Below are 26,673 nucleotides of genomic sequence, written 5' to 3'. Positions count from 1 at the left end.
AAAGGATCGATGCCATGTTCTCTGTTTTCCATAATCGCATCACATCAGCTCTCACCGGCGCCAGCCTCGCCGCCCTGCTCTGCGCCCCCGCCTTTGCTCAGGACATCGCCGATACAATCTACTCTGGTGGGCCGATCCTCACCATGGAAGACGCCGCCCCGCGCGCAGAGGCTCTGGCCACCAAAGACGGGCGCATTCTGGCAGTGGGATCGCTGGCAGAGGTGCTGGTCCATCAGGGAGAGAACACAGCGCGCTACGATCTCGCCGGGCGCACCCTGCTGCCCGGATTTGTCGACAGCCACGGCCATGTGGTGATGGGCGGCCTACAGGCGCTCTCTGCCAACCTCCTTGCCCCACCGGACGGCGCGGTCACCGACATTGCCTCCCTGCAAGACGCTCTGCGCAACTGGATGGCCGAAAACCAAAGCGCCATTGCCGCAACGAACCTCATCGTGGGCTTTGGCTATGATCAATCGCAATTGGCCGAACTGCGCCACCCCACAAAGACCGATCTGGATGCCGTGTCACAGGACATTCCCATCATTATCGTCCACCAGTCCGGCCACTTTGGCGCCGCCAATTCCGCCGCGCTGGCGGTGGCGGATATCACAAAAACCACAGCAGTGCCGCCCGGTGGCATCATCCGCTACGGCGCAGACGGCAGCCCGGACGGTGTGCTGGAAGAAAACGCCTTCTTTCTGGTTCTCGGCAAACTTCTGGGCGGCATTGGCGAAGAGGGGTTCAAAGACTTCGCCCGCGCAGGCGCGAAACTCTGGGCCCGCTTCGGCTACACCACCGCGCAGGAAGGCCGAGCCACGCCACAAGTGGCCGCCATTGCCCGCGCTGTCGCCGCTGAGGGCGGAATTCCTGTGGATGTGGTGGTCTACCCGGACGTGCTGGTGGATCGCGATTTTATCCTCGCCAACCACTCGGACACTTATGAGAACGGCGTGCGCATCGGCGGAGCAAAGCTCACCATTGATGGCTCTCCACAGGGGTTCACCGCCCTGCGGGACCGGCCCTATCATGACCCTATCGGCAACTATCCCCCCGGCTATGCCGGCTATGCGGCGGCCAACCCTGAGCAGGTGCAAGACGCCATCAACTGGGCCTTTGAACACAACATTCAGATTCTGACCCATGCCAATGGGGAAGGCGCCTCCGACATGCTGCTCGCAGCCATTGAGGCAGCTGAACAGACCCATGGCACCGCAGACCGTCGCCCCGTCCTGATCCATGGGCAATTTCTGCGCCGCGATCAGGTGGCCGCACTGCACCGGCTCAATGTGTTCCCTTCACTCTTTCCCATGCACACATTCTACTGGGGAGACTGGCATCGGGATCGCACGGTTGGCCCAATCAATGCCGACAACATCTCGCCCACCGGTTGGGTCCGCGATCGTGGCATGATGTTTGGCACACATCACGACGCCCCTGTGGCCTTCCCCGACAGCATGCGCGTGCTCTCCGCCACGGTGACCCGTCGCACCCGCTCCGGTGATATTCTCGGGCCGGACCAAAGAGTCGATGTGATGACAGCTCTGAAAGCAATGACACTCTGGCCCGCCTATCAGCATTTCGAAGAGGCCAAGAAAGGCTCCCTCAAGGCGGGCAAACAGGCCGATTTTGTCATCCTGTCTGCCGATCCCACCGGCATTGATCCCGAGGCCCTGGACGACATCAAAGTGCAGGTCACCATCAAAGCTGACGCAGAAATTTACCGTGCTGAAACCGGTCCACAGAAGGCAAGCCTGATCCCGCCCATGGGCCATCATGTGCTGGATGTCGCCCATGCGGCCGCGCGCCGAAATTAGTTATACGTTTCGGCGCGCGCGGTTTTTTTACTTAAAGGAAAAGCTCTTCCCCTTGTAACGTCCGCTGACGTAGCGGAGGGATGTTTTCCCGCCTTCTTCATCGACAACAAAAGAATAATATGGCTTGCCGTTCTTTTTGTAGCAGGTCACGACGCCGTCTTTCGCCACCACATATGTACCTTTTTCACGCTTGCTGCCGTGGTCAAAAACGAAGGTCCCTTGCCCGTTTCCTGACGAAGAGAACGTTGCTCTCGATCCCGCGTCAAACTTGAGCTGTCCCCCTTCAAGCACTTTTAGTGCGGCTGACTGGCCAAGTGTTCCCGCAAAAACTGCACTTGATAGCATTATTGCCGCCACAACACTTACAAAAAATTTGCCTACGTGCTTCATCAAAAACGTCCTTAAAATTGTATTCACGATGAAGACACTCACTCAAGATAAGCAAGAAGTCACGCAAAATTCACGCCCCCTCACGGCGAATTCACAAAAACGTTTATCTATTTATTTCATATGCTTAAAAACAAAAAACTATCCCTTTGAGATCTTTTCCTGATCCAAATGAACTGCCCTCCCCGTAGATTTCACGTCAACATTGGAGAGGAAATAACATGTTCAGACGCACCTTTATCGCTTCCGTAATGGGCGCAGCCATGGCCGTCACCGGCGCGACATTTGCCTTCGCAGATGGCCACGGCAAAAAAGACATTGTAGACACCGCCGTCGGCGCGGGCAGCTTCACCACCCTCGTCGCCGCAGTACAGGCCGCCGGTCTGGTGGACACCCTGAAAGGTGAGGGCCCTTTTACGGTTTTTGCCCCGACCGACGAGGCCTTCGCAGCGCTGCCTACAGGCACCGTGGAAACCCTGCTGAAACCCGAAAACAAAGATCAGCTGGTCGCCATCCTGACCTACCACGTGGTGCCATCCAAAGTGATGTCCGGTGACATCGCAGGCAAAAAAGCCAAAGTGCTGACCGTCGAAGGCAACCGTCTGAACGTGAACGCCAAAAGCGGCGTGAAAGTGAACGATGCCAAAGTGGTCTCCGCCGACATCGGCGCGTCCAACGGTGTGATCCACGTGATCGACAAAGTTCTGATCCCAGAGGGCTAACCTCCCCTCACTGGCAAGCACAGGCAACGCGTCAATCCCCATGTACGACGTTACTGTGCCCCCATGACAGTCACAAAAAGAGGCCCGCAACAGCTGCGGGCCTCTTCAAATATCTCACTGTGGGGCGGATCAGCCGGAGATCAGCCCCATGCTTTCCAGCTTCAGGATCACCTGATGGGCGCAATTGTCCACATCGGTGCCTTCGGTCTCAAGGCTCAGCTCTGGATCAACAGGCACATCATATGGGTCGGAAATGCCGGTGAACTCTTTGATCTTACCTTCCCGCGCCAGCTTGTAGAGGCCTTTGCGGTCACGGCGTTCACATTCCTCGATCGAGGTCGCCACGTGCACTTCTACAAAGGCACCGAAAGCTTCGATGTCTTCGCGCACGGCACGGCGCGTGGTGGCATAAGGCGCGATTGGCGCACAGATCGCGATGCCACCGTTTTTGGTGATCTCGGAAGCCACATAGCCGATACGACGGATGTTGAGATCACGGTGCTCTTTGGAGAAGCCCAGCTCGGAGCTGAGGTTCTTACGCACGATATCCCCATCCAGAAGGGTCACAGGACGACCGCCCATTTCCATCAGCTTCACCATCAGCGCGTTTGCAATGGTGGATTTACCGGAGCCGGAGAAGCCGGTGAAGAACACGGTGAAACCCTGCTGCGCGCGTGGCGGCTTGGTTTTGCGCAGCTCTTTCACAACTTCAGGGAAAGAGAACCACTCAGGGATTTCCAGACCTTCGGCCAGACGGCGGCGCAGCTCGGTGCCGGAGATGTTCAGGATGGTGACATCGTCTTTGTCCTGAATTTCATCCATTGGCTCATACTGCGCGCGCTCCTGCACCCAGACCATATGTTTGAAGTCGACCATTTCGATGCCGATTTCTTCCTGATGCGCGCGGAACAGCTCCTGTGCATCATATGGGCCGTAGAAGTCTTCGCCTGCGGAGTTCTTGCCGGGGCCAGCGTGGTCACGGCCAACGATGAAGTGGGTGCAGCCGTGGTTGGCGCGGATCAGGCCGTGCCAGACCGCCTCACGTGGGCCAGCCATACGCATCGCCAGGTTCAGCAGGGACATGGAGGTGGTGGAGGCTGGGTATTTGTCCAGAACCGCCTCATAGCAGCGCACGCGGGTGAAGTGATCCACATCGCCCGGCTTGGTCATGCCCACAACGGGGTGGATCAGCAGGTTGGCCTGCGCTTCTTTCGCGGCACGGAAGGTCAGCTCCTGGTGCGCACGGTGCAGCGGGTTACGTGTCTGGAACGCAACCACTTTACGCCAGCCCATTTTACGGAAATAGGCGCGCAGCTCATTTGGTGTGTCGCGACGGGCGCGGAAATCATAATGCACAGGCTGCTGGATCCCGGTCACCGGGCCGCCGAGGTATACTTTGCCCGCGTGGTTGTGCAGGTAGTTCACCGCTGGGTGCGCATCATCATCCGCACCAAACACTTTTTCGGCTTCGCGCGCTTTGTTTGGCACCCAGTTGTCGGTCACGGTCATGGTGGCGAGGATCACGCCTTCCTGATCGCGCAGCGCGATGTCCTGACCCGCTTCCAGAGACGCGGCAAAATCTTCGTTCACGTCCAGAGTGATCGGCATGGGCCACAGAGAGCCGTCCGCCAGACGCATGTTTTCCACAACACCGTCATAGTCTTCTTCGGTCAGGAAGCCCTTGAGCGGGTTGAAGCCGCCGTTCATCAGCAGTTCGAGGTCACAGATCTGGCGCGGGGTCAGATCCCAGCTGACCAGATCAGCCGCTTCGACTTTCAGTTTCTGAGCGCTCTCATAGGAGACATAAAGCTCAGGAATCGGAGCCAGATTATTTTGCATTGGATGTGTCCTGTGTTTGATAGGGACGAGGCCGCTTGCCGAGCCTGTCAGTTCCGCATGCAGCGCGTCATACTCTGCAAGTTTGCGGGCGAGGAATTGATCTGTGAGCCGCACTTTCTCCACTGCGCCGCGCGCGGTCAGTGAATAGGCAAACCTCTGTCGCTTGTCCGGGCCAGCACGATCACTAATGGTGATCAGCCCGGCATCCGCCGCTGCACGCAATTGCGCGTTCAACCGCCCCAGCGAGATGCCCACCGCCGCCGCGGTGGCGCGCTGAGAAGCTTCCGGCGCAACATCTAGCTGGCGCAGGAGCCGGAAGAGCAGGTCTTCCTCATCGGACTTGGGATTTGTGGTCTGCAACGACATCAACAAACGACTCAAAGTGTGTTCACGCATGAACACATATGTTGTGATCTCGATTTCTCAAAGCATTATTTCATCCACCGGCGAAAAAATGCTGCAACCGCAGCATCTGCGACTGTCACGCCACAGCGGCAGGCATCAGGATTTCACGCAAGTCACTGCCAATCTGCACCGGCAGCGCCAGCATCGGCTCAGCGACGCCGCGCAGCTCAAGAATCTCAAGATCCAGCACATCCACATCCTGCCCCACAGCCCGCAACGCACTTTCAGACACCAAAAGCTCCACCCCAAGCTCCTTGGTCGCACCCTCCAGACGGCTGGCCGCATTGACCGTGTCGCCAATGATGGTGCGCGGCGCATGCTGTGCGGCGCCAATTTCCCCAATCACCAAAGTGCCGGAATGCACCCCCATGCCAATCGCCACCGGCTGCGCCTTTTCCGATCGCAGCGCCTGATTGAATGTTGCCAGTGCAGAGCTGATGCCCATCGCGGCTTCCATGGCGGCGCGCGCGCTGGCCGCCTCATCTTCCTGCTCAAACACCGCCAGCAACCCATCCCCAAGATATTTGTCCACCGTGCCACCGGCGCCAGTGATCGACGGCACAATCGCGTCAAAAAACCGGTTCAGAAGGAAAACCACATCATAGGGCAACTGCCCGGTGGTCCGCGCTGTGAACCCACGCATGTCCAGAAACAGGATCGCCATCTGACGCTCCTGCCCAAGGCTCTGATGCGCCCGCGCCTGCTGTCCGTCGCTTCGATAAACCCGCAAAACCGTGGCGGGCTCCTTGGGGCGCAACTGACAGGCCAGCCGCGCGTTGGGGGGCGCATTCACCGCCGCCAGACTGGCGGCTTCGCTGGCCGCTGCTGTCGGCAGCGCCTCAAGACCCGCCTCAACGATCACACGACAGGTCGTGCATCGCCCGCGCCCACCGCAAAGCGCCATATGCGGCACACCGGCAGTGCGCGACATCTCCAAAAGCGTCATCCCTGGCTGCCCCTGAATTTCGGGGCCATCCACATATTGAATGCGTACTGCCCGGCGCGCACCAAGCAGCTTGCGCCCCAGATATATCGTCGCCACGAAGCCCAAAATCGCCAGAAAAACGCCAAGCCCCATCCGGTGGATCTCCGCCAGCCGGGCAAAGCCCTCTGCGGTCGGAAACCCATAATCCGCACGCAGCTGCGCCCCCGTGCTCGGATCAAACAACCGCAGCTTCTGCAAGCGCCCCTGCGTCAGAAACCCCGCCAAGGCAAAGCCGGGAAAAAGGCTGGCCACCCCCATCAAGACCGGCAGATTTCTGCGCCACCATGGCACCACCCGCAACCACATATGCAGCCCGATACAGCCATGGATCCACACCACCAGAACCAAGGTTGCCTGCTGCCAGCCGCTCTTGCTGTCCCAGATCAGCCCGGTGATGTAGCCCATATCAGGATCGACACCGAACCAATTGCTGGCAAACCGGGTGTGCACCACATGGATCATCACCAGGAGCGGGATCGCCACCCCCAAAATGACCTGCGCAACCTCATGCATCGGCATCCGCAAGGTGCGCCGCATGGCCAGACGATACAGCGCAAGCCCCATATGCGTCAGCAGCGCCCCGTAGAGCAGCGCGCCGCCAACTGGGTTGCTGACCAGCCGCGACAACTCCCGCTGCGACTGCTCCATCCACTCCGCCGAGAACAGCCCCAACCCCACACTGATCAGATGCCACAGCGTATAGGCAAACAGGATCAGCCCCGACACAATACGTGTCTTCACCCGCCAATTGCCCTGCCACAAGCCCCGCATACGCCGCTTTCCTTCCCTCATTCTCCTGCTCAACCCTGTCCAAGCCGCCGCCCTCGGTCAAGGCACAGACACCTCCGCAAGACCGCACAATACTATCAACTTCCAGAGAGAAAGGCGCATGGGTGCACCGCAAAAAACGGGGGCGCAGCCCGTGCCACGCCCCCGCCTTTACATCAGTTCACGCCGATCAGCTGTTCTCAGCGACGAACCGCTCCGCATCCAGCGCCGCCATGCAGCCCATGCCCGCAGAGGTCACCGCCTGACGGTACACATGATCGGTCAGATCGCCTGCCGCAAACACACCAGGAATGGAGGTTTTGGCCGTTCCCGCCTCAACCTTCACATAGCCGCCATTGTGCAGCTCCAGCTGATCTTTCACCAACTCGCTTGCCGGCGCATGGCCAATCGCGATGAACACCCCTTTTGCCGGAATCTCGGTGATTTCACCGGTCTCCACGTGTTTCACCTTCACGCCGGTGACGCCCTTGGGCATCTCATCACCCACAACCTCTTCCAGCTCATGGAACCATAGCGTTTCGATCTTCTCGTTCTTGAACAGACGGTCCTGCAGGATCTTCTCGGCGCGCAGCTCATCACGGCGGTGGATCAGCGTCACTTTGGAGGCAAAGTTGGTTAAAAACAGCGCTTCTTCAACAGCGGTGTTGCCGCCGCCAACAACCACGATCTCCTGACCGCGATAGAAGAACCCGTCACAGGTCGCACAGGCAGACACACCAAAGCCTTTGAACGCCTCTTCGCTTTCCAGCCCAAGCCACTTGGCCCGCGCACCGGTGGCGAGGATCACGGCGTCAGCAGTGTAAAGCGTGCCGCTGTCACCTTTGGCTTTGAAGGGGCGCTCGCTCAGATCCAGATCGGTGATGATATCGCCAATGATCTCACAGCCCATCGCGCGGGCGTGCTCTTCCATCTTCATCATCAGCTCAGGCCCCTGCACCTCCACAAAGGACGGCCAGTTTTCCACTTCCGTCGTGGTGGTGAGCTGCCCGCCTGGCTCAATACCCTGCACCAGCACCGGCTCCAGCATGGCCCGGCTCGCATAAACGCCCGCTGTATAGCCCGCCGGCCCGGACCCAATGATCAGAACCTTGGTGTGTTTTGTCTCGGCCATGACGGCACCTTTCTGCGTTGCAAATTCAAAGTCGACAGCCGATATAGCCATCCCGGCGCATCAGGAAAAGCCCATCACGGAAAAGCGAACCAACCTGCCTGCAAAATCGCCACCTTCGAGAAAACCGTAAAAGGATATTGCGCTATCACGAAACATAATTGCGCAACCTCCCTTAAGTGATATAACAACCGCAAATCTGACAAACGAGACGAGAGACATGCCCGGACACCGGCTTGATCCGATTGATCGCAAAATCCTCGCAGAGCTTCAGGCGGATGGCCGCATGACAAATGTGGAGCTGGCCAAACGCGTCGGCATCTCTGCCCCGCCCTGTCTGCGCCGCGTGCGCACGCTGGAAGACTCCGGCTATATCCGTGGCTACCATGCCGATGTCGACAGCCGCGAGCTGGGCTTTGAGGTACAGGTGTTTGCCATGGTCGGCCTCGTCAGCCAGGCCGAAGCAGACCTCTCTGCCTTTGAGGGCCGCTGCCGCGAGTGGCCTTTGGTGCGCGAGTGTCACATGCTCAATGGCGAGGTGGATTTCATCCTGAAATGCGTCGCCCCTGATCTCTCCACCTTCCAAACCTTCCTGACCGAAGAGCTGCTTAAGGCGGACAATGTAGCCAGCGTGAAAACCTCTCTGGTCATCCGCGGCGCCAAGGACACCCCCGGGGTCCCCTTTGAAGTGCTCGAAGAGCGCCTGAGTCGGGACGCCTGACGCGCCCCGGCCTGCCCCTCTGTATTTCTGTATTTGGAGTCTGAGACATGTTTTGGTCTCGCCCTACTGTTTCAGACGACATGGCAGAGTGGATCGCGGAAAGCTTTGACTGGTATGAGGCCCGCTTCCCCACACCGGACAGGCTGATCCTGCCCACAGCGGCCTTTTTCTCCGCCAGGAAAAGCGCACCAGAGGACACCGCCGCACAGGTGCTCGCCGACATACAGCGTCATCTGGGCAACCAGATGACGCTCGCCCTCTCTCCCTTGGGGGTTGTACCGGCCGAATACCGCCACAGCTATCAATCCACCGGCGATGTTGCCGGCACGTTTCAAAGTGACGGTGAGACCGCACTGATCACCTATGACCCAGAGCTTCTCAACCGCCCGATCTCATTGATCAACACATTGGCCCATGAGGTCATGCATGCACAGCTTCATGATGTGGTCGACGATTTTCCCGGCGGCATCCAAGCCCATGAGTTGGCCACGGACCTGAGCTGTATCATTGCGGGATTTGGGGTCATTCAGCTGCAAAATGCCGATGACGTCGGCTGGTCCGGCTACCTGCGCCAACCCACCCGTGCCTACGCGCTGGCCAGTTTTCTGCATCGGCGCAACATCCCCCTCCAAAACGCCCGCCCGCATCTTTCTGCCCGCTCATGGAAGCTACTTAAGAAGGCCGCCAAAGAACACGCCGCGCAAGCATAGCCCTCAAGGGCGCAAAGCCCCATCCTGAAGGGACAAGCGATAGGCCTTGGGTGACTGCCCTGACCAACGTTTGAAAGCCCGTGAAAAGGCGCTCTGCTCGGAAAATCCCGTCAAAAACGCAATCTCCACCAGAGAGTAGCTCGACGCCGCAACAAGCTGCTGGGCCAATTGATGCCGCGCCTGATCCACCAGCGCCTGAAAGGTCTTGCCACGCTCCGACAAACGCCGCTGGAACGTGCGCTCCCCGAGTCCCATAAGAGAAGACACCTCCGACAAATGCGGCACCCCGCCACTCAGCAATTTGGCGATTTCCTCAATCACCTGCGCCTCAAATGGCAAGACTTCGCCATCCAGTTGCTCCAGCGCCTGATCAAGCTGCTGCGTCATATATTCCCAGATCGCCACATCACCCAACGCGCTGGCCTGCGTCACCTGTGCCATGTCAAAGATCATCGCATCTGTTTCGGCCCCAAACTGCGGTTCACACCCGAAATGGGCCACCAAGGCCTCAATTGACCCCTCACGCTCATGCACAAACTGCACATGCTTGGGCGTTAGCGCCGTGCCTGTCGCCTCCCGACATAGGGTCAAGGTGGTCGCCAGCGCCGCTTCATGCGACAGCGCCGCCCCCAGCCGTGTCACCGGCGGGCCCTTCACCGACCAGACATATTGATCGCCCCTCTGCTCGGCATAGAAATCAGACACACGGTTGTGCAGGCGAATGTATTGCGAAATCCGCTGAAATCCCTGCTGGATGGTCGGCGCGGTTTTGAACGCCAGACCAAAAACCCCAAACTCGTCACACCGCATGCTGGCGCAGGTCTTCATGTGAAACTGCAAATCCGGCCATTCGCTTTCTGCGATGGTCTCCAGCAGATCCAGATACAGCGGAAAAGGCACCATGACAGAGGGGTCCTGTGCCGTCTCCGGTGTCAGATCAACCATGTCATAAAGCGGCGCTTTGTCTGAAAGACGCACCGCATTGGCAATCTGCTTGCGCGCATAAATCGAAGAAATGGCGGCCACGGCCCACCTCACATGAAAAACTTGTATCTGACAACACGCCCGCCTGTCGCGATCACGGGCATGTGACGTGCATCACAGGCTTTGACGCCTGCTGTCAAGTCTTTGGCATGCCCTGTCAATATTCGTGACCCAACGTTGGTTTACTGATCGGTAACCCCAGCAGAAAACTGCACAAAAGAAAGGACTGAGAGATGTTTCCCTCCCTGCCCACCATCGCCAAAACTGTTGTCCTGACCATCTTCGGCAGCGGGCTGACCATCGCCACCGGCGCATTGGTGCTTGGTCTTGGCAGCACCCCACTGCGCGCAGATCCAGCACATGCCTGCGCTGCTCCCCTCCCGACGGCGCCCATCTCGACATCGCTTGTGCTCACAACGCCGACACCCCCACTGCGCGTGCCCGACAGCGCGGATAAGTAATCTCTTTCGGGGCAGTTTTCATCCCATTTCTCTGCCCCGATCCCGGTCGCACGCTTCCCGCGCTTCCCAGGCGCTGTGCGACCATTTCTCCCGACCCCAACGTCCTGTCGTTTCCTTTGTTGGGGTCGGGCTTTTCAAACTACTGAAAGTAATTGTTCTTTTTGATTTGACCTCAAGTTTACCTGAGATCTTAAACTGCCCTCAATTGCCATCTGTACAGCACGTCAAAGAGGTCAAAATGCACGTTCTCACCGTTCTGGATCACCCAAACCCACACTCCTTCAGCGCCGCTGCCGCACGCTATTTCATGGAGGGCGCAAGGGCTGCTGGGCACACCACCGAACTGGCGGATCTGCACGCCGAAGGTTTCTCCCCCATCTGGTCGATGGAAGACATCAGCAGCAACGGCACCACAGACCTGCCACCAGATTTGCCTGAAGAGCACGCGCGTATTGCGCGGGCCGATGCAATCTGTCTGGTCTTCCCGCTCTATTGGTGGGGCATGCCCGCCATGATGAAGGGATGGGTGGATCGGGTCTGGTGCTGGGGCTGGGCCTATGACCAGCTCGACACGCCCGACGCTTCCCTTCAGCCACCGCGCAGTGGGCTGTTGCTGGTCCCCGCCGGTGCCAGCTCTGATGAGATCGACAGCACAGGTCAGCGTGCCGCGCTTGAAACCGCATGGATCAATGGCACCTTCGGTTACTTCGGCCTTGCGCCCCGTCATCTGGAATTGCTCTGCGGGGCCACCGGCTCTGCGCCGCGCCGTGACGCTTTGCTTACCCGGTGTTATGATCTGGGCTGTACGCTGCCTGCACCCCATGACCGCGCCTCTGAAACATCCGGTGAGAGCGGTTAACGCCGGATCAGCGGCATGGGGCGGCGTAGAAATCCACCGACGCGATATGGCTGTAATACCGACGCAATACAGACACGCCAATTTGCAGCGCCCAAACCTTAACCTGCCCCCTTGCGGGCCCAACTTCGGGGCTTTTCTCCGACCGCGCTGCATGGCAACGTCGCCCCATGTCACAGACCCTTACCAGCCCCGATGGCACGCCGATCAGCCGTTTTTCCTTTGGCACCATGCAATTTGGAAAGGCCGCCTCAGAGCGCGACAGCGCAGAAATGTATGCCGCCTGCCGCGCCGCTGGCATCAACCACTTCGACACGGCCTATGCGTATGCCTCTGGAAAGTCAGAAGAAATTCTCGGCGCCCTGATCAAACAGGAGCGCGCATCCTTGCTGATCGCCACCAAGGTCGGCTACACCGGAGGCGCAGGCACCGCCAATCTCGCCGCGCAATTTGATATCTCCCGCAAACGCCTTCAGATGGATCATGTGGATATCCTCTACCTGCACCGCTTTGACCCGGATACCCCCCTGGAAGAGACCTTGAACTTCTTCGCGCAACAGAAATCTCTAAATAACATCAGCTACATAGGCCTCTCAAACTTCGCCGCATGGCAAGTGGTCAAAGCCGCTTGGGCCGCAGAAAAACACGGCGCTCGCATTGATGTCTTTCAACCGATGTACAATCTGGTGAAGCGGCAGGCCGAGGTCGAAATCCTGCCCATGTGCGCCGATCTCGGCATTCTTGCCGCCACCTATTCTCCCCTCGGCGGCGGGCTTCTGACAGGCAAATACAAACAGGGACAAGGCGAAGGCCGCCTGACCTCTGATCCCTACTACACCGCGCGCTATAACGTTGATTGGATGCATGCAGCAGCCGCACAACTCCCTGACATTGCAGAGGAATACCAAACGCATCCCGCTACACTCGCGGCCGCATGGGCCGCCCGCCATCCCGCAGGCCCCAGTCCCATTCTGTCGGCACGCACTCTGAAACAGCTCCAACCTTCCTTGGATGCACTCTCCTTTCAGATGGACGACACCCTCTATCAACGCCTCACTGCCCTCACCCCAACGCCGCCTCCGGCGACCGATAGATTGGATGAAGCATGATAGACTTCCTCATCATCGGCGGCGGCATCGCAGGGCTTTCCGCTGCCGCACGGTTGGCACCCCTCGGGAAAACCCTTGTATTAGAACGCGAAACCGCTCTGGGCTATCACGCTTCCGGCCGCTCCGCCGCGATGTTTGAACAGAACTATGGCCTGCCGAGCACCATCGCCCTGAGCCGCGCCAGCGCCGCATTCTTTGCCACAACCGATGGCGGATTTCTTTCTCCGCGCGGCGTGATGTTTCTTGCCAAATCGGAAGACCGCGATGCTTTTTCTGCGGCCTGCGACAACTTTGACGCCACCCCCATTCCGCTCGATGAGGCCCACCAACGCGTGCCCATCATCAACCGCACCGTCACCGCCTATGCCGCCCTGCATCAAGAGGCCTCAGACATCGACACAGACCGCTTTCTGCAATGGTGTGCCAGAACCTGCCGCGCGCATGGTGGCGATGTACTCACAGAGCAACACGTCACTGGAATCAAACGTATATCTTCCGGCTGGCAGGTACAGACACCCACCGCCGTATATGAGACAAGACTCCTCCTGAACGCCAGCGGTGCCTGGGCCGATCACATCGCCAGTCACGCAGGCATCGCCCCGCTTGGCATCACGCCAATGCGGCGCTCCATGGCACGCATCCCGGCCCCCGGCGGATATGATCTGCGCGATTGGCCTATGCTTCTGGATGTGCATGAACACTGGTACGCCAAACCAGACGCAGGCAGCCTGATCATCTCTCCTGCTGAAGAGGACCCAATGGCCCCCTTTGATGCCTGGCCAGACGACATGGTTCTGGCGGAAGGCATTGCCAGATATCAGGAATTTGTCACCGAAGAGGTCACCCACCTAGAGGCCAGCTGGGCCGGGCTGCGCAGCTTTACACCCGATCGCAACCTCGCCCTTGGTCCCGACAGGCAAGACCCCACTTTTGTCTGGGTGGCCGGACAGGGCGGTTACGGGTTTCAATCCGCGCCTGCCGCCTCACAATTGATCGCCGATCTGATTTCAGGCCAGCCATCCGAGCTGGATGCCGCCACCCGCCAAGCGCTTGACCCAAGGAGGTTTTCCTAATGCCCCGTCGCCTCAACCTGCCAGACAGCGCCTCTGTGGCCACCCCAGATTCAGCCGGAAAACTCTTTGCACCCTCCGCTGCGCGCAATGTCACCCCGCTCATCGACGCCTTGGCACCCTTGCTGCCAGCCTCCGGCCAAGTCGTTGAAATCGCGAGCGGAACAGGTCAGCACATCGTGGCCTACGCCAAGGCTTTCCCCACCCTAATCTGGCAACCCACAGAAATCGACGCCAGTCGCCGCGCCAGCATTCAGGCCTATGTCGATGAGACAAACCTTGCCAACCTGCGCCCGCCCCAAGCCCTCGATGCAACGGCGCCCGGCTGGTCACAGGATGTCAGCGCGCCGGATGTCATCTTGCTCGCCAACCTGCTGCACCTGATCAGCTCACAGGAAGCAGAGGTGCTGATCTGCGAAGCCGGCAAAGCGCTCTCCCCCGGCGGGCACCTTCTGATGTATGGCCCCTTCAAACGGAACGGCGAACTGGTCAGCGAAGGAGATCAGCGCTTTGATGCAGACCTGCGCGGCCAGGATCCCGAGATTGGCTATAAGTCAGACGTAGACCTTGCCGATTTTGCCGCGACACGGGCCCTTCTCCTAGCGCAAACCATCGAAATGCCTGCCAACAACCTACTGATACAGTTCACAAAATCATAGCGCTGACAAATATCCTGTCCAAACGCAGAGGCTGTTTGATCTCCGTCAATTTAACATTCAATCTTTCGCATATGGTGTCGCCAAACTTCTATGGAGCGACACATGAGCTGGACCGAAAAACTCAACGACACACGCGGCCAATTGCGTGGATTGAACAAGACGATCCCCGACACGGCCAAAGCCTTTGGGGCCTTGGGAAAAACCGTGAAGGAGGGGGGCGTTCTTGACTTCAAAACCAAAGAGTTTGTCGCGCTTGGTATGGCCATCGTCAGCCGCTGTGAACCCTGTATCTCGCTGCATTGCGATGCGCTGGTCAAAGCGGGCGCAACACGGGAAGAGGTGTCTGACGTGCTCGCCATGGCGATCCAGATGGGGGGCGGGCCCGCCATGATGTACGCGGGCAAGGCGCTGGAATGCTTTGATGAGCTTTCTGCGGGCTGACAGCGGGCCGCGCACAACCTATGATGCCTGTAACAACAGTTTCAGCAGAATGGAAATCCCATGCGTAACTTCTTGATTGGCAGTGCCCTTGTGTCTTTTTCTCTGCTCGCAGCTCCGACGCTGGCCGCAGCAGATGATTGGGACATGGACGCAGATGGCACCATCACATGGGCCGAAGTGGAAGAAACCCGCAAACGCATCTTTGAAACCTTCGACAAGGACGGTGATGGCGCGCTGGACAACGCGGAATACACTGCCTTTGACGAGGCCCGTGCAGCAGAAGCGGAATCCAACCCCACCTCACTGGCAAAACGCGCGGTGGCCGGGCTCTCTCGCGCCAACACCGATCTCAATCTGGATGGCCGCGTCACCCGTGCAGAAATGGACACCGCCATGCGCGCCTGGTTTGACAACATCGACAAAGACGGCGACGGCGTGATCACCAAAGGCGAATACTGACCGTCCCTTTGCACGAAACAGAAAACAAAAACGCCCCGCAAATCTGCGGGGCGTTCTTTTTTTGATGTGAGAACCCTTAGCCGTTCTGACGAATGGTCTCGTTCTTTGGATCATATGGGCTGTCGCAGGTCACAACCGCATCCCAGAGCTTGTCCTGAATCTTGACCTGCAGCTTGGTGCCTTCCACCGCCAGCTCAGGCTTCACGTAGCCCATGCCGATGGATTTCTCGAAGGCCACCGAATAGCCACCGGAGGTCAGACGCCCAACGCGCTCACCTTCTGGCGTATAAAGCGCCTCACGGCCCCATGGGTCCGCATCATCCGGGCCATCAATCAGCAGCGTGCAGCATTTCACACGCACACCGGTTTCCAGCATCGCTTCCTTGCCGTGGAACTCTTTCTCCAGGTCAATAAAGCGTGGCAGATCCGCCTCTGCTGGGGTCGCATCACGGCCCAGCTCGGTGCCAAACGCACGGTAGGATTTTTCCTGACGCAGCCAGTTCTGCGCACGCGCGCCAACCAGCTTCATGTCAAACTCCGCACCAGCCTCAACCAGCAGATCCCAGAGGTAGTTCTGCATCTCGATCGGGTGGTGCAGCTCCCAGCCAAGCTCACCAGTGTAAGCCACACGGATCGCATTCACAGGGCACATGCCCAGTTCGATCTGCTTGGCGGACAGCCATGGGAACCGCTTGTTGGACAGCGCGGTGTCCTTGTCCGCATCATTGATGACCTTCTTGAGCACATCACGGGACTTCGGACCAGCGATGGCAAAGACACCCCACTGCGTGGTGACGTCCTGGATCTCAATATATCCGAACTCTTCCATCTTGTCCTCAGCCGCCTTGCGCAGGAAGTCGGCGTCATACTCGGTCCACGCACCGGCGGAGACCAGATAGTAGTTGTTCTCACCGTTGCGCACGATGGTGTATTCGGTGCGCGTGGTGCCCGCAGAGGTCAAAGCATAGGTCAGGTTGATGCGGCCAACCTTTGGCAGCTTGTTACAGGTGAACCAATCCAGGAATTGGGTGGCACCGGGGCCTTTGACAACATGCTTGGTAAAGGCGGTTGCATCGATAAGACCCACACCGTTGCGGATCGCCTTGGCTTCTTCGACAGCATACTGCCACCAGCCACCACGGCGGAACGAGCGGTTTTCCTCATCAAAGTTGGATGGTGCATCCACCGGACCGTAGTAGTTTGGCCGCTCCCAACCGTTGACCCAACCAAACTGTGCGCCTTTTTCTTTCTGGCGATCAAACGCTGGCGAGGTGCGCAGCGGACGACAGGCTGGGCGCTCTTCGTCGGGGTGGTGCAGGATGTAGACGTGCTCATAGCACTCTTCGTTCTTGCGTGCCGCAAACTCGGTGGTCATCCAGTTGGAGGAATACCGTTTCGGGTCGAGCGACGCCATGTCGATCTCGGCTTCGCCGTCTACCATCATCTGTGCGAGGTAGTAGCCGGTGCCACCTGCGGCGGTGATCCCGAAGGAGAAGCCCTCGGCCAGCCACATGTTGCGCAGTCCCGGTGCCGGACCCACCAGCGGGTTGCCGTCAGGGGTGTAGCAGATGGGGCCGTTGAAATCGTCTTTCAGGCCGGATTCCGCACAGGATGGCACACGCTCCGCCATCGCCATATACTGTTCTGCGATCCGGTCCAGATCCAGCGGGAACAGATCCGCACGGAAGCTGTCAGGCACACCATGCTCAAACTGCGCAGGCGCGCCGCGCTCATAGATGCCAAGGATCCAGCCGCCGCGCTCTTCACGGGCATAGGATTCATTGTCTGCATCGCGCACAACAGGGTGCTCCGGGTTGCCCGCTTCACGCCACTTCACCAGCTCCGGATCTTTGTCCATCACGATGAAAGTGTGCTCCACCGGGATCGCAGGCATCTTGATGCCCAGCATCTTCGCGGTGCGCTGTGCGTGGTTGCCGGATGCGGTCACAACATGCTCTGCGGTGATCACAACCTGCTCTTCAGACGGCACAAGGTTGCCACCTTTTTCCACCATCACAGTACAGGTGACTTCCCAATGCGTGCCGTTCCAGTGGAAGGCATCCGCCTGCATCTTGCGCACGATTTCCACGCCACGCTGGCGCGCGCCTTTGGCCATCGCCTGGGTCACGTCCGCCGGGTTAATATAGCCGTCTTCAGTGTGGTAGATTGCGCCTTTCAGATCACCGGTTTCAATCAGCGGCCAGCGCTCTTTGATCTGCTCAGGTGTCAGCCACTCATAGGCCACATCACAGGTCTCTGCAGTGGAGGCATAGAGCATATATTCGTCCATACGCTCTTGCGTCTGCGCCATACGCAGATTGCCCACAACCGCAAAGCCCGCATTAAGACCGGTTTCTTCTTCCAGGGTCTTGTAGAAGTCCACAGAGTATTTGTGGATGTGGGTGGTCGCATAGGACATGTTGAACAGCGGCAACAAACCTGCGGCGTGCCAAGTTGACCCCGATGTCAGCTCATCGCGTTCGATCAGCATCACATCATCCCAGCCCGCCTTGGCGAGGTGATAGGCAATAGAGGTCCCAACGGCACCGCCGCCTACAACCAGAGCTTTGACATTCGTTTTCATACGACAGACGACTCCCACAGAAGCATGAATTTTTCGCCAGACTGTACCTTATTACACAACAAACGCACGGCCCAGCCGACGCTTAAATGCGCGAATGCGACGCCACGTTGCCGCAAAAACCCTTGCTGCATCGCAGCGGCCTCGTTACACCGCTCCCCACCTTTTAAGGAGACAGAGCAGAATGCTGATCTGCCGCTCAGTTTCAGAGTGCCGCGATGCGGTCGCCGCCCTGCGAAAACAGGGGAAAACCATCGGCATGGTGCCCACCATGGGTTTTCTACATGCGGGCCACATGAGCCTGATAGAAACCGCGCAGTCCCAAGCAGAGGCTGTGGTTGTATCGATTTTCGTCAACCCGACACAGTTTGGCGAGTCTGCCGATCTGGAGGCCTACCCCCGCAATGAAAGTGGCGATCTCGCCATGCTCCGGGAGGCGGGCGTGGATGTGGTCTTCCTGCCGGAGGTGGACACGATGTATCCCCCCGGTGACGAAACCATTGTGGAAACCACCCATCTTGCAAATGTGTTGCATGGCGCTGTACGCCCCGGCCACTTCCGCGGAGTGACAACCGTGGTGGCGCGGCTCTTTAATATCGTGCAGCCAGACACCGCGGTCTTTGGCGAAAAAGACTACCAACAGCTTCAGGTGATCAAACGTATGGTCGCCGATCTGCACATGCCAGTCACCATCATCGGCGCCCCCACCGTGCGCGAGGCTGACGGGCTGGCCATGTCCTCGCGCAACGTGCGCCTCTCGACCGAAGACCGCGTCGCTGCCCTCGTGCTGTCGCGCGCGCTTGATGCCGCGCAAGCCAGCACCGCAACGGGCACAACCGTGGCAACCCTGTCCAAAATCATCACAGACACCATCGCAGCCGAACCACGCGCCAGCCTGAAAGGGCTGGACATCGTCGCCGCCGAAAGTCTCACTGTGATTGACGGGCCGCTCACCGGCCCAACTGCCATCATGATCTCCGTCGCCTTTGGCGACATTCTTCTGATTGACCAAAGAGTGGTGACACCATGAGCACGCAAACTCCCATCCGCCGAACCACCGTTCCGCAGATTGCCGCCCGCAAGGGCGGTGAGCCAATTGTCTCGCTGACCTCTTATCACGCGCACACCGCCGCCATCGTGGACAAATACGCAGATTTTATTCTGGTCGGCGACAGCCTCGGCATGGTGATGCACGGCATGGAAAGCACCGTGGGTGTGCCGCTGGATCTGATGATCATGCATGGCAAAGCCGTGGTGCGCGGCACGCAAAAGGCACTGATCGTGGTGGACATGCCCTTTGGCACCTATGAAGAAAGCCCCTCAGTCGCCTTCCGCAACGCCGCCAAGATCATGAAAGAAACCGGCTGCGGCGCGGTGAAGCTGGAGGGCGGCAAACGCATGGCCGAAACCATCCGCTTCCTGACCGAGCGTGGCATCCCGGTGATGGCCCATATCGGCCTCACCCCACAATCCAGCCATGTGATGGGCGGCTTCAAAACCCAGGGCCGCGATGAAGACACATGGGCGATCCACGAAGAAGACGCCCGCGCCGTGGCCGAGGCAGGGGCCTTCTCCCTCGTACTTGAGGGTATGGTGGAGCCTCTGGCCGCCAAGATCACCAAACAGATCCCGATCCCCACCATCGGTATTGGGGCCTCTGCCGATTGTGACGGCCAGATCCTCGTGCTTGAGGACATGCTGGGCCTGAACGAATGGACGCCAAAGTTCGTGAAAGTCTACGGCGACCTCGGCCCCGCCATCGAACGCGCCGTTGGCCAATATGCCGAAGAAGTCAAAGACCGCAGCTTCCCGGGAGAGGATGAGGTGTATCGGTGAGATCTGAAAGGGCGCAACTGAACCATCTATAAACCACGCTGTTCAAAGGCGGCTTTGTGGACATAACAACATTTCACTGCAACTGCGCCAATGGCCGCTTCGCTTGCGGCGATCAGTGAATATGACCATATCGAATCCAAATGTTCTGTGGATCAGTCACGTGCTATGAAACTCATATCGTTTTTGATTTTTGCCGTATTCGTTTCGGCCACTATCGCCTCTGCTCACTCTCCTTACTTTGGTCAACGCGAAAAGGTCGAGCTGCCAGAATTCGGAGAGGTCGAATTTGCCATTTTGTTCGGTGATGGCATAATCTTTGCTGATCCCTCGCAAGTCATCGTCTTTGATAGCGAGGGGCACTTATTGGCAGCCACCCCTCTATCGGACGCACTCATCATAAGGTGTAACAGTTCACACAACGCTCAATCATGCAGTGTCTATGACGTAGTACGAGGTTTGGTGTATAAACCCGATTTTGATCACTGGGGTCGTGGGCGAACCATTGTGGAAAATGGCAGGCCTTCTGGCGATGCCTATCCCGAATACATCGACATATCTTATGGCTTTATTGAGCGCCGCGCCACATTCGCAGATAAGCTTTCATTTGAGGTTGCGGGTATCGCGCACGCTCCTGGCTCAACTCTTTTTGCTATTTTTTGGTGGTGTTTGGCTTTGGCACCGATGGCGCGTTTGTTCTGGTGTTGGCGGGCCAATGATTGGAAAATCAAGCCAGTGCAGTTCTCTGGAGTACTTAAAGTTTTATTGAGTGTTACTACTTTTCTGGGAATGACATTCCTCGCAGTTTTTTCTCTACTCTATGTTCCCTACTCAATCTTGTTCTTCGTGTTTGTTTTCACATTAGGTGGCATGCTGGCGTTTGTAATCACTCGGCCATGGGGCAAGCGGGCGGCAAACCAAAGCCCATAAAAATCCTTGGCTGCTTTGTGTGGTTAGGCCACCTTCGGTTTTGCAGAAATTTGGCTAGACGCCGTCTAGCAGACATTCGCCGCGTTGCGGTATCGCAGAAGTTTGGGCTCAAAGCAGCCAAACAACCCTGCTCAAACCCTTCACAAAATCTTCCCCGGATTCATGATCCCATCCGGGTCAATCGCCGCCTTCACCGCCGCCATCACATCGACAGCCCCGCCAAGCTCTTTGCGCAGATACGGCTTCTTGCCCTGCCCAATGCCATGCTCACCGGTGCAGGTGCCGCCCATGGAAATTGCCAGATCATTGAGCCAGCTGACAAAGCCTTCCGCCTTGGCGACCTCCTCGGCATTCTCCATATCAATCAGCGGCAGCGTGTGAAAATTGCCATCTCCCACATGCCCCACAACCGGGGCCAACAGACCTAGTTCCGCCGCCTTTTCAGAGGCAGCCGCCACACATTCTGCCAGCCGTGAAATCGGCACACAGACGTCCGTGGACACACCTTTTGCACCAGGGCGCAGCTGCAATGACGCCCAATACATATCATGGCGCGCCTGCCAGAGCTTGGTGCGGTCCTCGGGCTTGGTGGTCCAGACAAAGCCTCTGCCACCGGCGTCTTCGGCAATGGCACCAAACATCTCTGCCTGCTCCGCCACACCGCTTTCTGAGCCGTGAAACTCGAGCAGAAGGAGCGGTGTCTCCGGCAGATCAAGTTTGGAATAGGCATTGGCCGCCTGCACACTCATCGCATCCAGAAGCTCAATCCGCGCCACGGGGATACCGTATTGAATGGTCGCCATCACCGCCTGACAGGCCGCATCCACGCTGTCAAAGGAACAGCGGGCGGAGGACATGGCTTCTGGAATGCCCTGCAATTTCAACGTGATCTCTGTGATGATGCCCAATGTGCCTTCCGCACCGATCATCAACCGGGTCAGATCATAGCCCGCGCTGGATTTCTTGGCCCGGCTGGCGGTGCGGATCACCTCGCCAGACGGCAGCACCACCTCCAGCGCCAGAACATTGTCTTTCATCGTGCCATAGCGCACCGCATTGGTGCCACTCGCCCGCGTCGAAGCCATGCCGCCAAGCGAGGCATTGGCCCCCGGATCAATCGGAAAGAACAACCCCTGATCCCGCAGATGCAGGTTCAGCTGCTCGCGGGTCACCCCCGGCTGCACCACACAGTCCAGATCCTGATCATGCACCGCAAGGATCTTGTTCATCTCGCTCATGTCGATGCAAACGCCCCCGGCCGGGGCGTTCACATGGCCTTCCAGCGACGTGCCGGTGCCATAGGCAATCACCGGCACCTTATGGGTGGCGCAGATCTTGACGATGGCCGCCACTTCTTCTGTCGATTTGGCAAAAATCACCGCATCGGGGGCCTGCGTGGGGATCCATGTGGTGGTGTGCCCGTGCTGGGCGCGCATGGCCTGCCCGGTGTGACAGGCCTCGCCAAACTGTTGCTTCAACACGCCAAGCGCTGCGGCAATCCCATCCTCATTGCGCACCATATCCAATGCATCCCCCATGGTCTTCCCTCTCATCCCTCTGCTCCTCCCAGTCGGGTAAAACCCTTGGGTTGAGAGGTCAAGCGTCGCTATTCCCCATAAGCGAGACCTTCGCGGCGCTTATCCGCGCCCCCCTGCAACGCGGTGCCCAGAGAAATCGCGTGCAGGCCGGAGTTGAGGTCGCGCTCATTCATCTCAAACCCCATCTCCGACAATGGCCCCGCCAGCGCCACCGCCCCTGTGCCGCTCTCCACATCATAGGTGCCAAAGCGGTTCACCAGATGCGGCAGATCAATCGCAGCCTGCACGTCCAGATCCCAATCCAGATGCGCAATGATGGTCTTGGCCACATAGCCAATGATCCGGCTGCCGCCGGGGCTGCCAATCACCAAGCTTGGCACCCCATCCTTGAGCACGATGGTCGGTGCCATCGAAGAACGCGGCCGCTTGCCCGGCTCCACCCGATTGGCCACCGGCACGCCATCATTGTGTGAGCGGAACGAGAAATCTGTCAGCTCATTGTTGAGCAGAAATCCCCGCGCCATCACCCGGCTGCCAAAGCCATTCTCAATGGTGGTCGTCATCGACAAAGCATTGCCATAGCTGTCCACAATCGAGATGTGAGAGGTGGACGGCTGTGCAAAGCTCTGCCCATCGCCCCAATGCAGCGCGTGATCAAACTCCGGTGTGCCCGGCGCCACGCTTTCCAACGCCTTCTCACCAGACAGCAGCTTGGCCCGCTCCGCCAGATACTCTGGCGCGATCAAACCCTCGGTGGGCACGGGTACAAAATCACTGTCCGCCATGTAGCGCCCCCGATCCGCAAAGGCCAACCGCGAGGCATCCCCGATAAGACGCCAGACCTCGGCACTTTCCGGCCCCATGCCTGCCAAATCATAGGGCGCAACCAAGCCAAGGATCTGACCGACGGTCAGCCCGCCAGAGGAAGGCGGCCCCATGCCACACACATCATGGTCGCGATATTCCACACAAACCGCATCGCGCTGCTGCACCTGATAGAGCGCCATATCCACATTGGTCAGCACACCGGGATTGTCCGCATTGCGCACCGTGGCCACAATATCGGTGGCAATCTCACCGGTATAAAACGGATCCGCGCCATACTCTGCCATCAGGCGCAGGCTTTCTGCATACTCCGGGTTCTGCAACACACTGCCTTCCGCCAATGGCGCACCACCGGGCAGGAAATAGGCCGCCGTTGCGGGATGGCTTGAAAGCCGCTCTGCATCCTTGGCCACAGCACCCGCAAGCCGGGGAGAAACCGTAAAACCGGTCTCCGCATGGCCAATCGCCGCGTCAAGCAAACCGGGCCAGGCGCTGCGCCCCCAGCGGCGGTGCGCCTCCTCAAGCAGCATCGGCGTGCCCGGCACGCCCACGGACCGACCGCCAACAACCGCATCAAAGAACTTCATGCGCGCGCCATTGTCATCCAGAAACAGTTTGGGCGTCGCCGCCAAAGGGGCTTTTTCACGCCCGTCCAATGTGGTCACCGCGCCGCTCTCGGCATCATACCAAACCAGAAACGCCCCGCCACCAAGGCCCGAGCTCTGCGGCTCCACCAGCCCCAGCACCGTCTGCACCGCAACCATGGCATCCGCCGCCGTGCCCCCGGCCCGCAACACATCCGCACCGGCGTCAACGGCCAAAGGATGCGCCGCCGCCACCATCCAACGGTCCGCCTGCGTAGGTGTTCCAGCGTCTTTGGAGGTCTGCGCCGCCTTCAGCCTGTCTGGCACAAACCCGCCCAACTCAGAGCCGACCTCTGGTGCAACCGCATCCGCCGCATCCTGCGCCAAAGCGCCGGTGGCCAACAGACCGGCCAGTGAAACACATGAAAAGAAACGATTCATCTCAAAACTCCCCTCGCAAAAATGCCGGAGGGCCCGCGCCCACCCAACCTTCAGCTTAGGTCAGTCGTAAGGCATCGCCAACAAAGGATAGCTACTCAATACGTCGTAGACCGCCCCATCCTGTGTCAGAGAAGATCGGTAAAGCGCGAATTCCGACACATCGATTGGCCACATATCGTAGTGCGCCCCGCGTGAAATCGCCCCTTGGATTTTTTCAGGTGCATGCTGCCCATCGCGAAACCGGCACAGGGTCACATGCGGGCGAAACCTGCGTTTCTCAAGTTTCATGCCCACGCGCCGAGCCGCCTTGGCCACATCGGCCTGCAAAGCCATCAAATGAGAATCGGGCGCGACCAATAGTGCCAACAACCGGCTGCGCGGCGCGCCAAACAAATCAATACCTTTCAGGGTCATCTCAAAGGACGGCACACGGATAAGCTCCAGCTCCTCGTGCAGCGCTTCAAGCTGCTCCATGGGTTGTTCATCCAGAAAGGCGAGCGTCACATGCAGATTGGCAAGCGACACCGGACGTCCGACCGACAACCGCTCCTGCACATCCGCCACGGCATCCGCCGCGCGGCCCTCAATAGGGATGCCAACAAAGGCGCGCATCGCGCTCAGAGCATCGCAGGCACAACCAGATCCGGTGGACGGTGCCCATCATCAAAGGTTTTGATGTTGATCAGGACCTTCTCGCCCATCTCAATGCGCCCTTCCACTGTGGCAGAGCCCATATGCGGCATCAACACCACATTGGGCACCCCGCGCAGATCAGGGTGCACTTCATGACCATGTTCATAAACGTCCAGTCCCGCCCCAGCCAACGCACCGGTTCTCAGCGCGCGCACCATGGCGTTTTCATCAATCACTTCCCCCCGCGAAGTGTTGATGATGACAGCCGAAGGTTTCATCAGCTTCAGACGCCGCGCATTGAGCAGGTGGAACGTCGAAGGCGTGTGCGGACAGTTGATCGAGACCACATCCATCCGCGCCAGCATCTGATCAAGGCTTTCCCAATAGGTCGCCTCATACTGCTCCTCAATCTCCGGGCGCAGGCGACGGCGGTTATGATAATGGATCTGCATGCCACAGGCGTGCGCACGCCGTGCCACAGCGGTGCCAATGCGCCCCATGCCCAGAATGCCAAGCCGCTTGCCACTGACCCGGCCACCCAAAAGCGTGGTGGGGGCCCAACCATCCCATTCTCCCGATTGCATGCGCTGCACACCTTCGCTGACGCGGCGGGTCACGCCCAAAATCAGGGCTAAAGCCATATCGGCAGTATCATCCGCACTCACGCCCGGCGTGTTAGAGACCAGCACACCGCGCTGGCGCGCAGAGGCCACATCAATGTGATCCACACCCGCTCCATAATTGGCGATCAGCTTCAGACGCTCACCGGCCTGTGCAATCATATTGGCGTCAATCTTGTCGCTCAGCGTGGGCACCAGAACATCCGCGTCTTTCATCGCCGCGGACAATTGCTCGCGGGTCATAGGGCTGTCGTCATCCCGCAGCCGCACATCAAACAGTTCTGACAGCCTTGTCTCAACCGCTTCAGGTAAGCGTCGCGTAACGACAACACTCAGACGTTGCTTTGGCATGCGGGGCCTCCCAGTGCTTTTCAATCCAGCGCGTTGGTGCCACACTGCATCACAGGTCAGCGGGGCACAAGAACCCCTCCGCACCTTCAGAGCAGAAAAAATCAGGCAACATGTTCTCCTTGGGTCGAAATTCTCTTGTGGGCTTGGTCGTGGCATTGCTTCTGGCCCTTACAACTTCCGTCACGGCACAGACCGAGACGGCACCATCAGACGTGGCCGTTGCCAAAATCAAACGGGGCCCGGTCACCAACCTGCCCCTGCCGCGTTATGTGTCGCTCAAAGCCTCCAAGGCCAATGTGCGGCGCGGCCCCTCCCGCACGCATCGCATCGACTGGGTCTTCACCCGCAAATCCATGCCCCTGCAAATCACCGCAGAATACGGCCACTGGCGCCGCGTGCGCGACATCGACGGCGCCGGCGGCTGGGTGCATTACTCCCTGCTGTCAGGCGTCCGCACGGTGATCATCCAGACCGACATGCTGCCACTCGCCGTGCGCCCCACCGAAGGCACCCCCACAACCGCCCACCTTGAGCTGGGCGTGATCGCCAAACTGGAAGAATGCACGCTGGACTGGTGCCGCCTCAATGCAGGCGGCTACAAAGGCTGGGTGCAAAAAACCAGCCTCTGGGGCGTATCAGCCGAAGAAATCCGCGACTGATCTGACCGTTGCAGGTGTGCTGATTGCCACAGACACCTAGCGCGACCACCTTAGTTGTACACGTTCCCGATCGACAATCGAGGTCAACCAGCGCAGTGCCAAATCCCCACGATGACGCGCTGCAGAGAATGTCGGCAATGAGCCCAAAGACCACATTCG

The 26,673-nt window shown here is 58.8% G+C and carries 25 protein-coding genes; 15 read left to right on the top strand and 10 right to left on the bottom strand.

Annotated features, from left to right (window positions below):
- Positions 1–14: 14 nt before the first annotated feature.
- On the top strand, positions 15–1,814 hold the full coding sequence (locus J7382_RS03860) for an amidohydrolase (RefSeq protein ID WP_209067287.1): 1,800 nt from the start codon (positions 15–17) through the stop codon (positions 1,812–1,814).
- A gap of 27 nt (positions 1,815–1,841) precedes the next feature.
- Here J7382_RS03860 and J7382_RS03855 read toward each other — a convergent pair whose 3' ends face one another.
- A complete protein-coding gene (locus J7382_RS03855; protein ID WP_209067285.1) occupies positions 1,842–2,204 on the bottom strand; it encodes a hypothetical protein in 363 nt (120 codons plus the stop codon).
- A 218-nt stretch (positions 2,205–2,422) separates the two neighbouring features.
- On the opposite strand from J7382_RS03855, the gene J7382_RS03850 reads away from it, so the two are divergent.
- On the top strand, positions 2,423–2,923 hold the full coding sequence (locus tag J7382_RS03850) for a fasciclin domain-containing protein (RefSeq protein WP_209067283.1): 501 nt from the start codon (positions 2,423–2,425) through the stop codon (positions 2,921–2,923).
- A 129-nt stretch (positions 2,924–3,052) separates the two neighbouring features.
- Here the strand turns inward: J7382_RS03850 and J7382_RS03845 are convergent, their stop codons facing one another.
- From J7382_RS03845 to trxB, 3 genes are all read right to left on the bottom strand, one after another.
- On the bottom strand, positions 3,053–5,128 hold the full coding sequence (locus J7382_RS03845) for a bifunctional sulfate adenylyltransferase/adenylylsulfate kinase (protein ID WP_209067601.1): 2,076 nt from the start codon (positions 5,126–5,128) through the stop codon (positions 3,053–3,055).
- Between the two features lie 115 nt (positions 5,129–5,243).
- Entirely contained in the window at positions 5,244–6,923 is a 1,680-nt protein-coding gene (locus J7382_RS03840) for an adenylate/guanylate cyclase domain-containing protein (protein ID WP_209067280.1), read from the bottom strand.
- Between the two features lie 187 nt (positions 6,924–7,110).
- A complete protein-coding gene (gene trxB / locus J7382_RS03835) occupies positions 7,111–8,052 on the bottom strand; it encodes a thioredoxin-disulfide reductase (protein WP_209067277.1) in 942 nt (313 codons plus the stop codon).
- Positions 8,053–8,269: 217 nt separating this feature from the next.
- Between trxB and J7382_RS03830 the strand changes: the two genes are divergently transcribed.
- Positions 8,270–8,770: an Lrp/AsnC family transcriptional regulator gene (locus J7382_RS03830; RefSeq protein ID WP_058238212.1), complete on the top strand. Its 501-nt coding sequence runs from the start codon at positions 8,270–8,272 to the stop codon at positions 8,768–8,770.
- A gap of 47 nt (positions 8,771–8,817) precedes the next feature.
- Complete coding sequence (locus J7382_RS03825; RefSeq protein ID WP_209067274.1) at positions 8,818–9,480, top strand: hypothetical protein; 663 nt, start codon at positions 8,818–8,820, stop codon at positions 9,478–9,480.
- Between the two features lie 3 nt (positions 9,481–9,483).
- Here the strand turns inward: J7382_RS03825 and J7382_RS20215 are convergent, their stop codons facing one another.
- Entirely contained in the window at positions 9,484–10,506 is a 1,023-nt protein-coding gene (locus J7382_RS20215) for an AraC family transcriptional regulator (protein WP_209067270.1), read from the bottom strand.
- Between the two features lie 191 nt (positions 10,507–10,697).
- Between J7382_RS20215 and J7382_RS03815 the strand changes: the two genes are divergently transcribed.
- From J7382_RS03815 to J7382_RS03785, 7 genes are all read left to right on the top strand, one after another.
- Positions 10,698–10,925, top strand: coding sequence for a hypothetical protein (locus J7382_RS03815; RefSeq protein ID WP_209067268.1), 228 nt, complete (start codon positions 10,698–10,700; stop codon positions 10,923–10,925).
- A 238-nt stretch (positions 10,926–11,163) separates the two neighbouring features.
- Positions 11,164–11,784, top strand: a complete 621-nt coding sequence (locus J7382_RS03810; RefSeq protein WP_209067265.1) for an NAD(P)H-dependent oxidoreductase — start codon at positions 11,164–11,166, stop codon at positions 11,782–11,784.
- 167 nt (positions 11,785–11,951) lie between these two features.
- Positions 11,952–12,890 carry an aldo/keto reductase gene (locus J7382_RS03805; protein WP_209067263.1) on the top strand — a complete coding sequence of 313 codons (939 nt, stop codon included), beginning with the start codon at positions 11,952–11,954 and terminating at the stop codon, positions 12,888–12,890.
- A complete protein-coding gene (locus J7382_RS03800) occupies positions 12,887–13,963 on the top strand; it encodes an FAD-dependent oxidoreductase (protein ID WP_209067260.1) in 1,077 nt (358 codons plus the stop codon). Before J7382_RS03805 ends, J7382_RS03800 begins: the two co-directional genes overlap by 4 nt.
- Positions 13,963–14,619 carry a DUF938 domain-containing protein gene (locus J7382_RS03795; protein ID WP_209067257.1) on the top strand — a complete coding sequence of 219 codons (657 nt, stop codon included), beginning with the start codon at positions 13,963–13,965 and terminating at the stop codon, positions 14,617–14,619. The genes J7382_RS03800 and J7382_RS03795 overlap by 1 nt, the downstream gene beginning before the upstream one ends.
- A 102-nt stretch (positions 14,620–14,721) precedes the next feature.
- Entirely contained in the window at positions 14,722–15,060 is a 339-nt protein-coding gene (locus tag J7382_RS03790; protein WP_058241184.1) for a carboxymuconolactone decarboxylase family protein, read from the top strand.
- Positions 15,061–15,120: 60 nt separating this feature from the next.
- Positions 15,121–15,519: an EF-hand domain-containing protein gene (locus tag J7382_RS03785; RefSeq protein WP_209067254.1), complete on the top strand. Its 399-nt coding sequence runs from the start codon at positions 15,121–15,123 to the stop codon at positions 15,517–15,519.
- Between the two features lie 76 nt (positions 15,520–15,595).
- Here J7382_RS03785 and J7382_RS03780 read toward each other — a convergent pair whose 3' ends face one another.
- Positions 15,596–18,103: an FAD-dependent oxidoreductase gene (locus tag J7382_RS03780; RefSeq protein WP_209067251.1), complete on the bottom strand. Its 2,508-nt coding sequence runs from the start codon at positions 18,101–18,103 to the stop codon at positions 15,596–15,598.
- Between the two features lie 181 nt (positions 18,104–18,284).
- On the opposite strand from J7382_RS03780, the gene panC reads away from it, so the two are divergent.
- From panC to J7382_RS03765, 3 genes are all read left to right on the top strand, one after another.
- Positions 18,285–19,130, top strand: a complete 846-nt coding sequence (panC, locus tag J7382_RS03775; protein WP_209067248.1) for a pantoate--beta-alanine ligase — start codon at positions 18,285–18,287, stop codon at positions 19,128–19,130.
- Positions 19,127–19,936, top strand: a complete 810-nt coding sequence (gene panB / locus J7382_RS03770; RefSeq protein WP_209067245.1) for a 3-methyl-2-oxobutanoate hydroxymethyltransferase — start codon at positions 19,127–19,129, stop codon at positions 19,934–19,936. Before panC ends, panB begins: the two co-directional genes overlap by 4 nt.
- A gap of 90 nt (positions 19,937–20,026) precedes the next feature.
- Positions 20,027–20,863 (top strand): hypothetical protein, encoded by an 837-nt coding sequence (locus J7382_RS03765; RefSeq protein ID WP_209067242.1) that lies wholly within the window; start codon positions 20,027–20,029, stop codon positions 20,861–20,863.
- Between the two features lie 140 nt (positions 20,864–21,003).
- Here the strand turns inward: J7382_RS03765 and J7382_RS03760 are convergent, their stop codons facing one another.
- From J7382_RS03760 to J7382_RS03745, 4 genes are all read right to left on the bottom strand, one after another.
- Positions 21,004–22,401 carry an FAD-linked oxidase C-terminal domain-containing protein gene (locus J7382_RS03760; RefSeq protein ID WP_209067600.1) on the bottom strand — a complete coding sequence of 466 codons (1,398 nt, stop codon included), beginning with the start codon at positions 22,399–22,401 and terminating at the stop codon, positions 21,004–21,006.
- A 68-nt stretch (positions 22,402–22,469) separates the two neighbouring features.
- Entirely contained in the window at positions 22,470–24,251 is a 1,782-nt protein-coding gene (ggt, locus tag J7382_RS03755; RefSeq protein ID WP_209067240.1) for a gamma-glutamyltransferase, read from the bottom strand.
- 60 nt (positions 24,252–24,311) lie between these two features.
- Positions 24,312–24,863, bottom strand: coding sequence for an RNA 2',3'-cyclic phosphodiesterase (thpR, locus tag J7382_RS03750; RefSeq protein WP_209067239.1), 552 nt, complete (start codon positions 24,861–24,863; stop codon positions 24,312–24,314).
- 5 nt (positions 24,864–24,868) lie between these two features.
- Positions 24,869–25,855, bottom strand: coding sequence for a D-glycerate dehydrogenase (locus J7382_RS03745; RefSeq protein WP_209067238.1), 987 nt, complete (start codon positions 25,853–25,855; stop codon positions 24,869–24,871).
- Positions 25,856–26,004: 149 nt separating this feature from the next.
- Between J7382_RS03745 and J7382_RS03740 the strand changes: the two genes are divergently transcribed.
- On the top strand, positions 26,005–26,514 hold the full coding sequence (locus tag J7382_RS03740) for an SH3 domain-containing protein (protein ID WP_348539997.1): 510 nt from the start codon (positions 26,005–26,007) through the stop codon (positions 26,512–26,514).
- The last annotated feature ends 159 nt before the right edge of the window (positions 26,515–26,673 follow it).

The sequence above is a fragment of the Shimia sp. R11_0 genome, assembly GCF_017744035.1.
GTDB lineage: Bacteria > Pseudomonadota > Alphaproteobacteria > Rhodobacterales > Rhodobacteraceae > Shimia > Shimia marina.
Note: the sequence above shows the minus strand (reverse complement) of the source record. Positions and strands in the feature narration are given on the sequence as shown.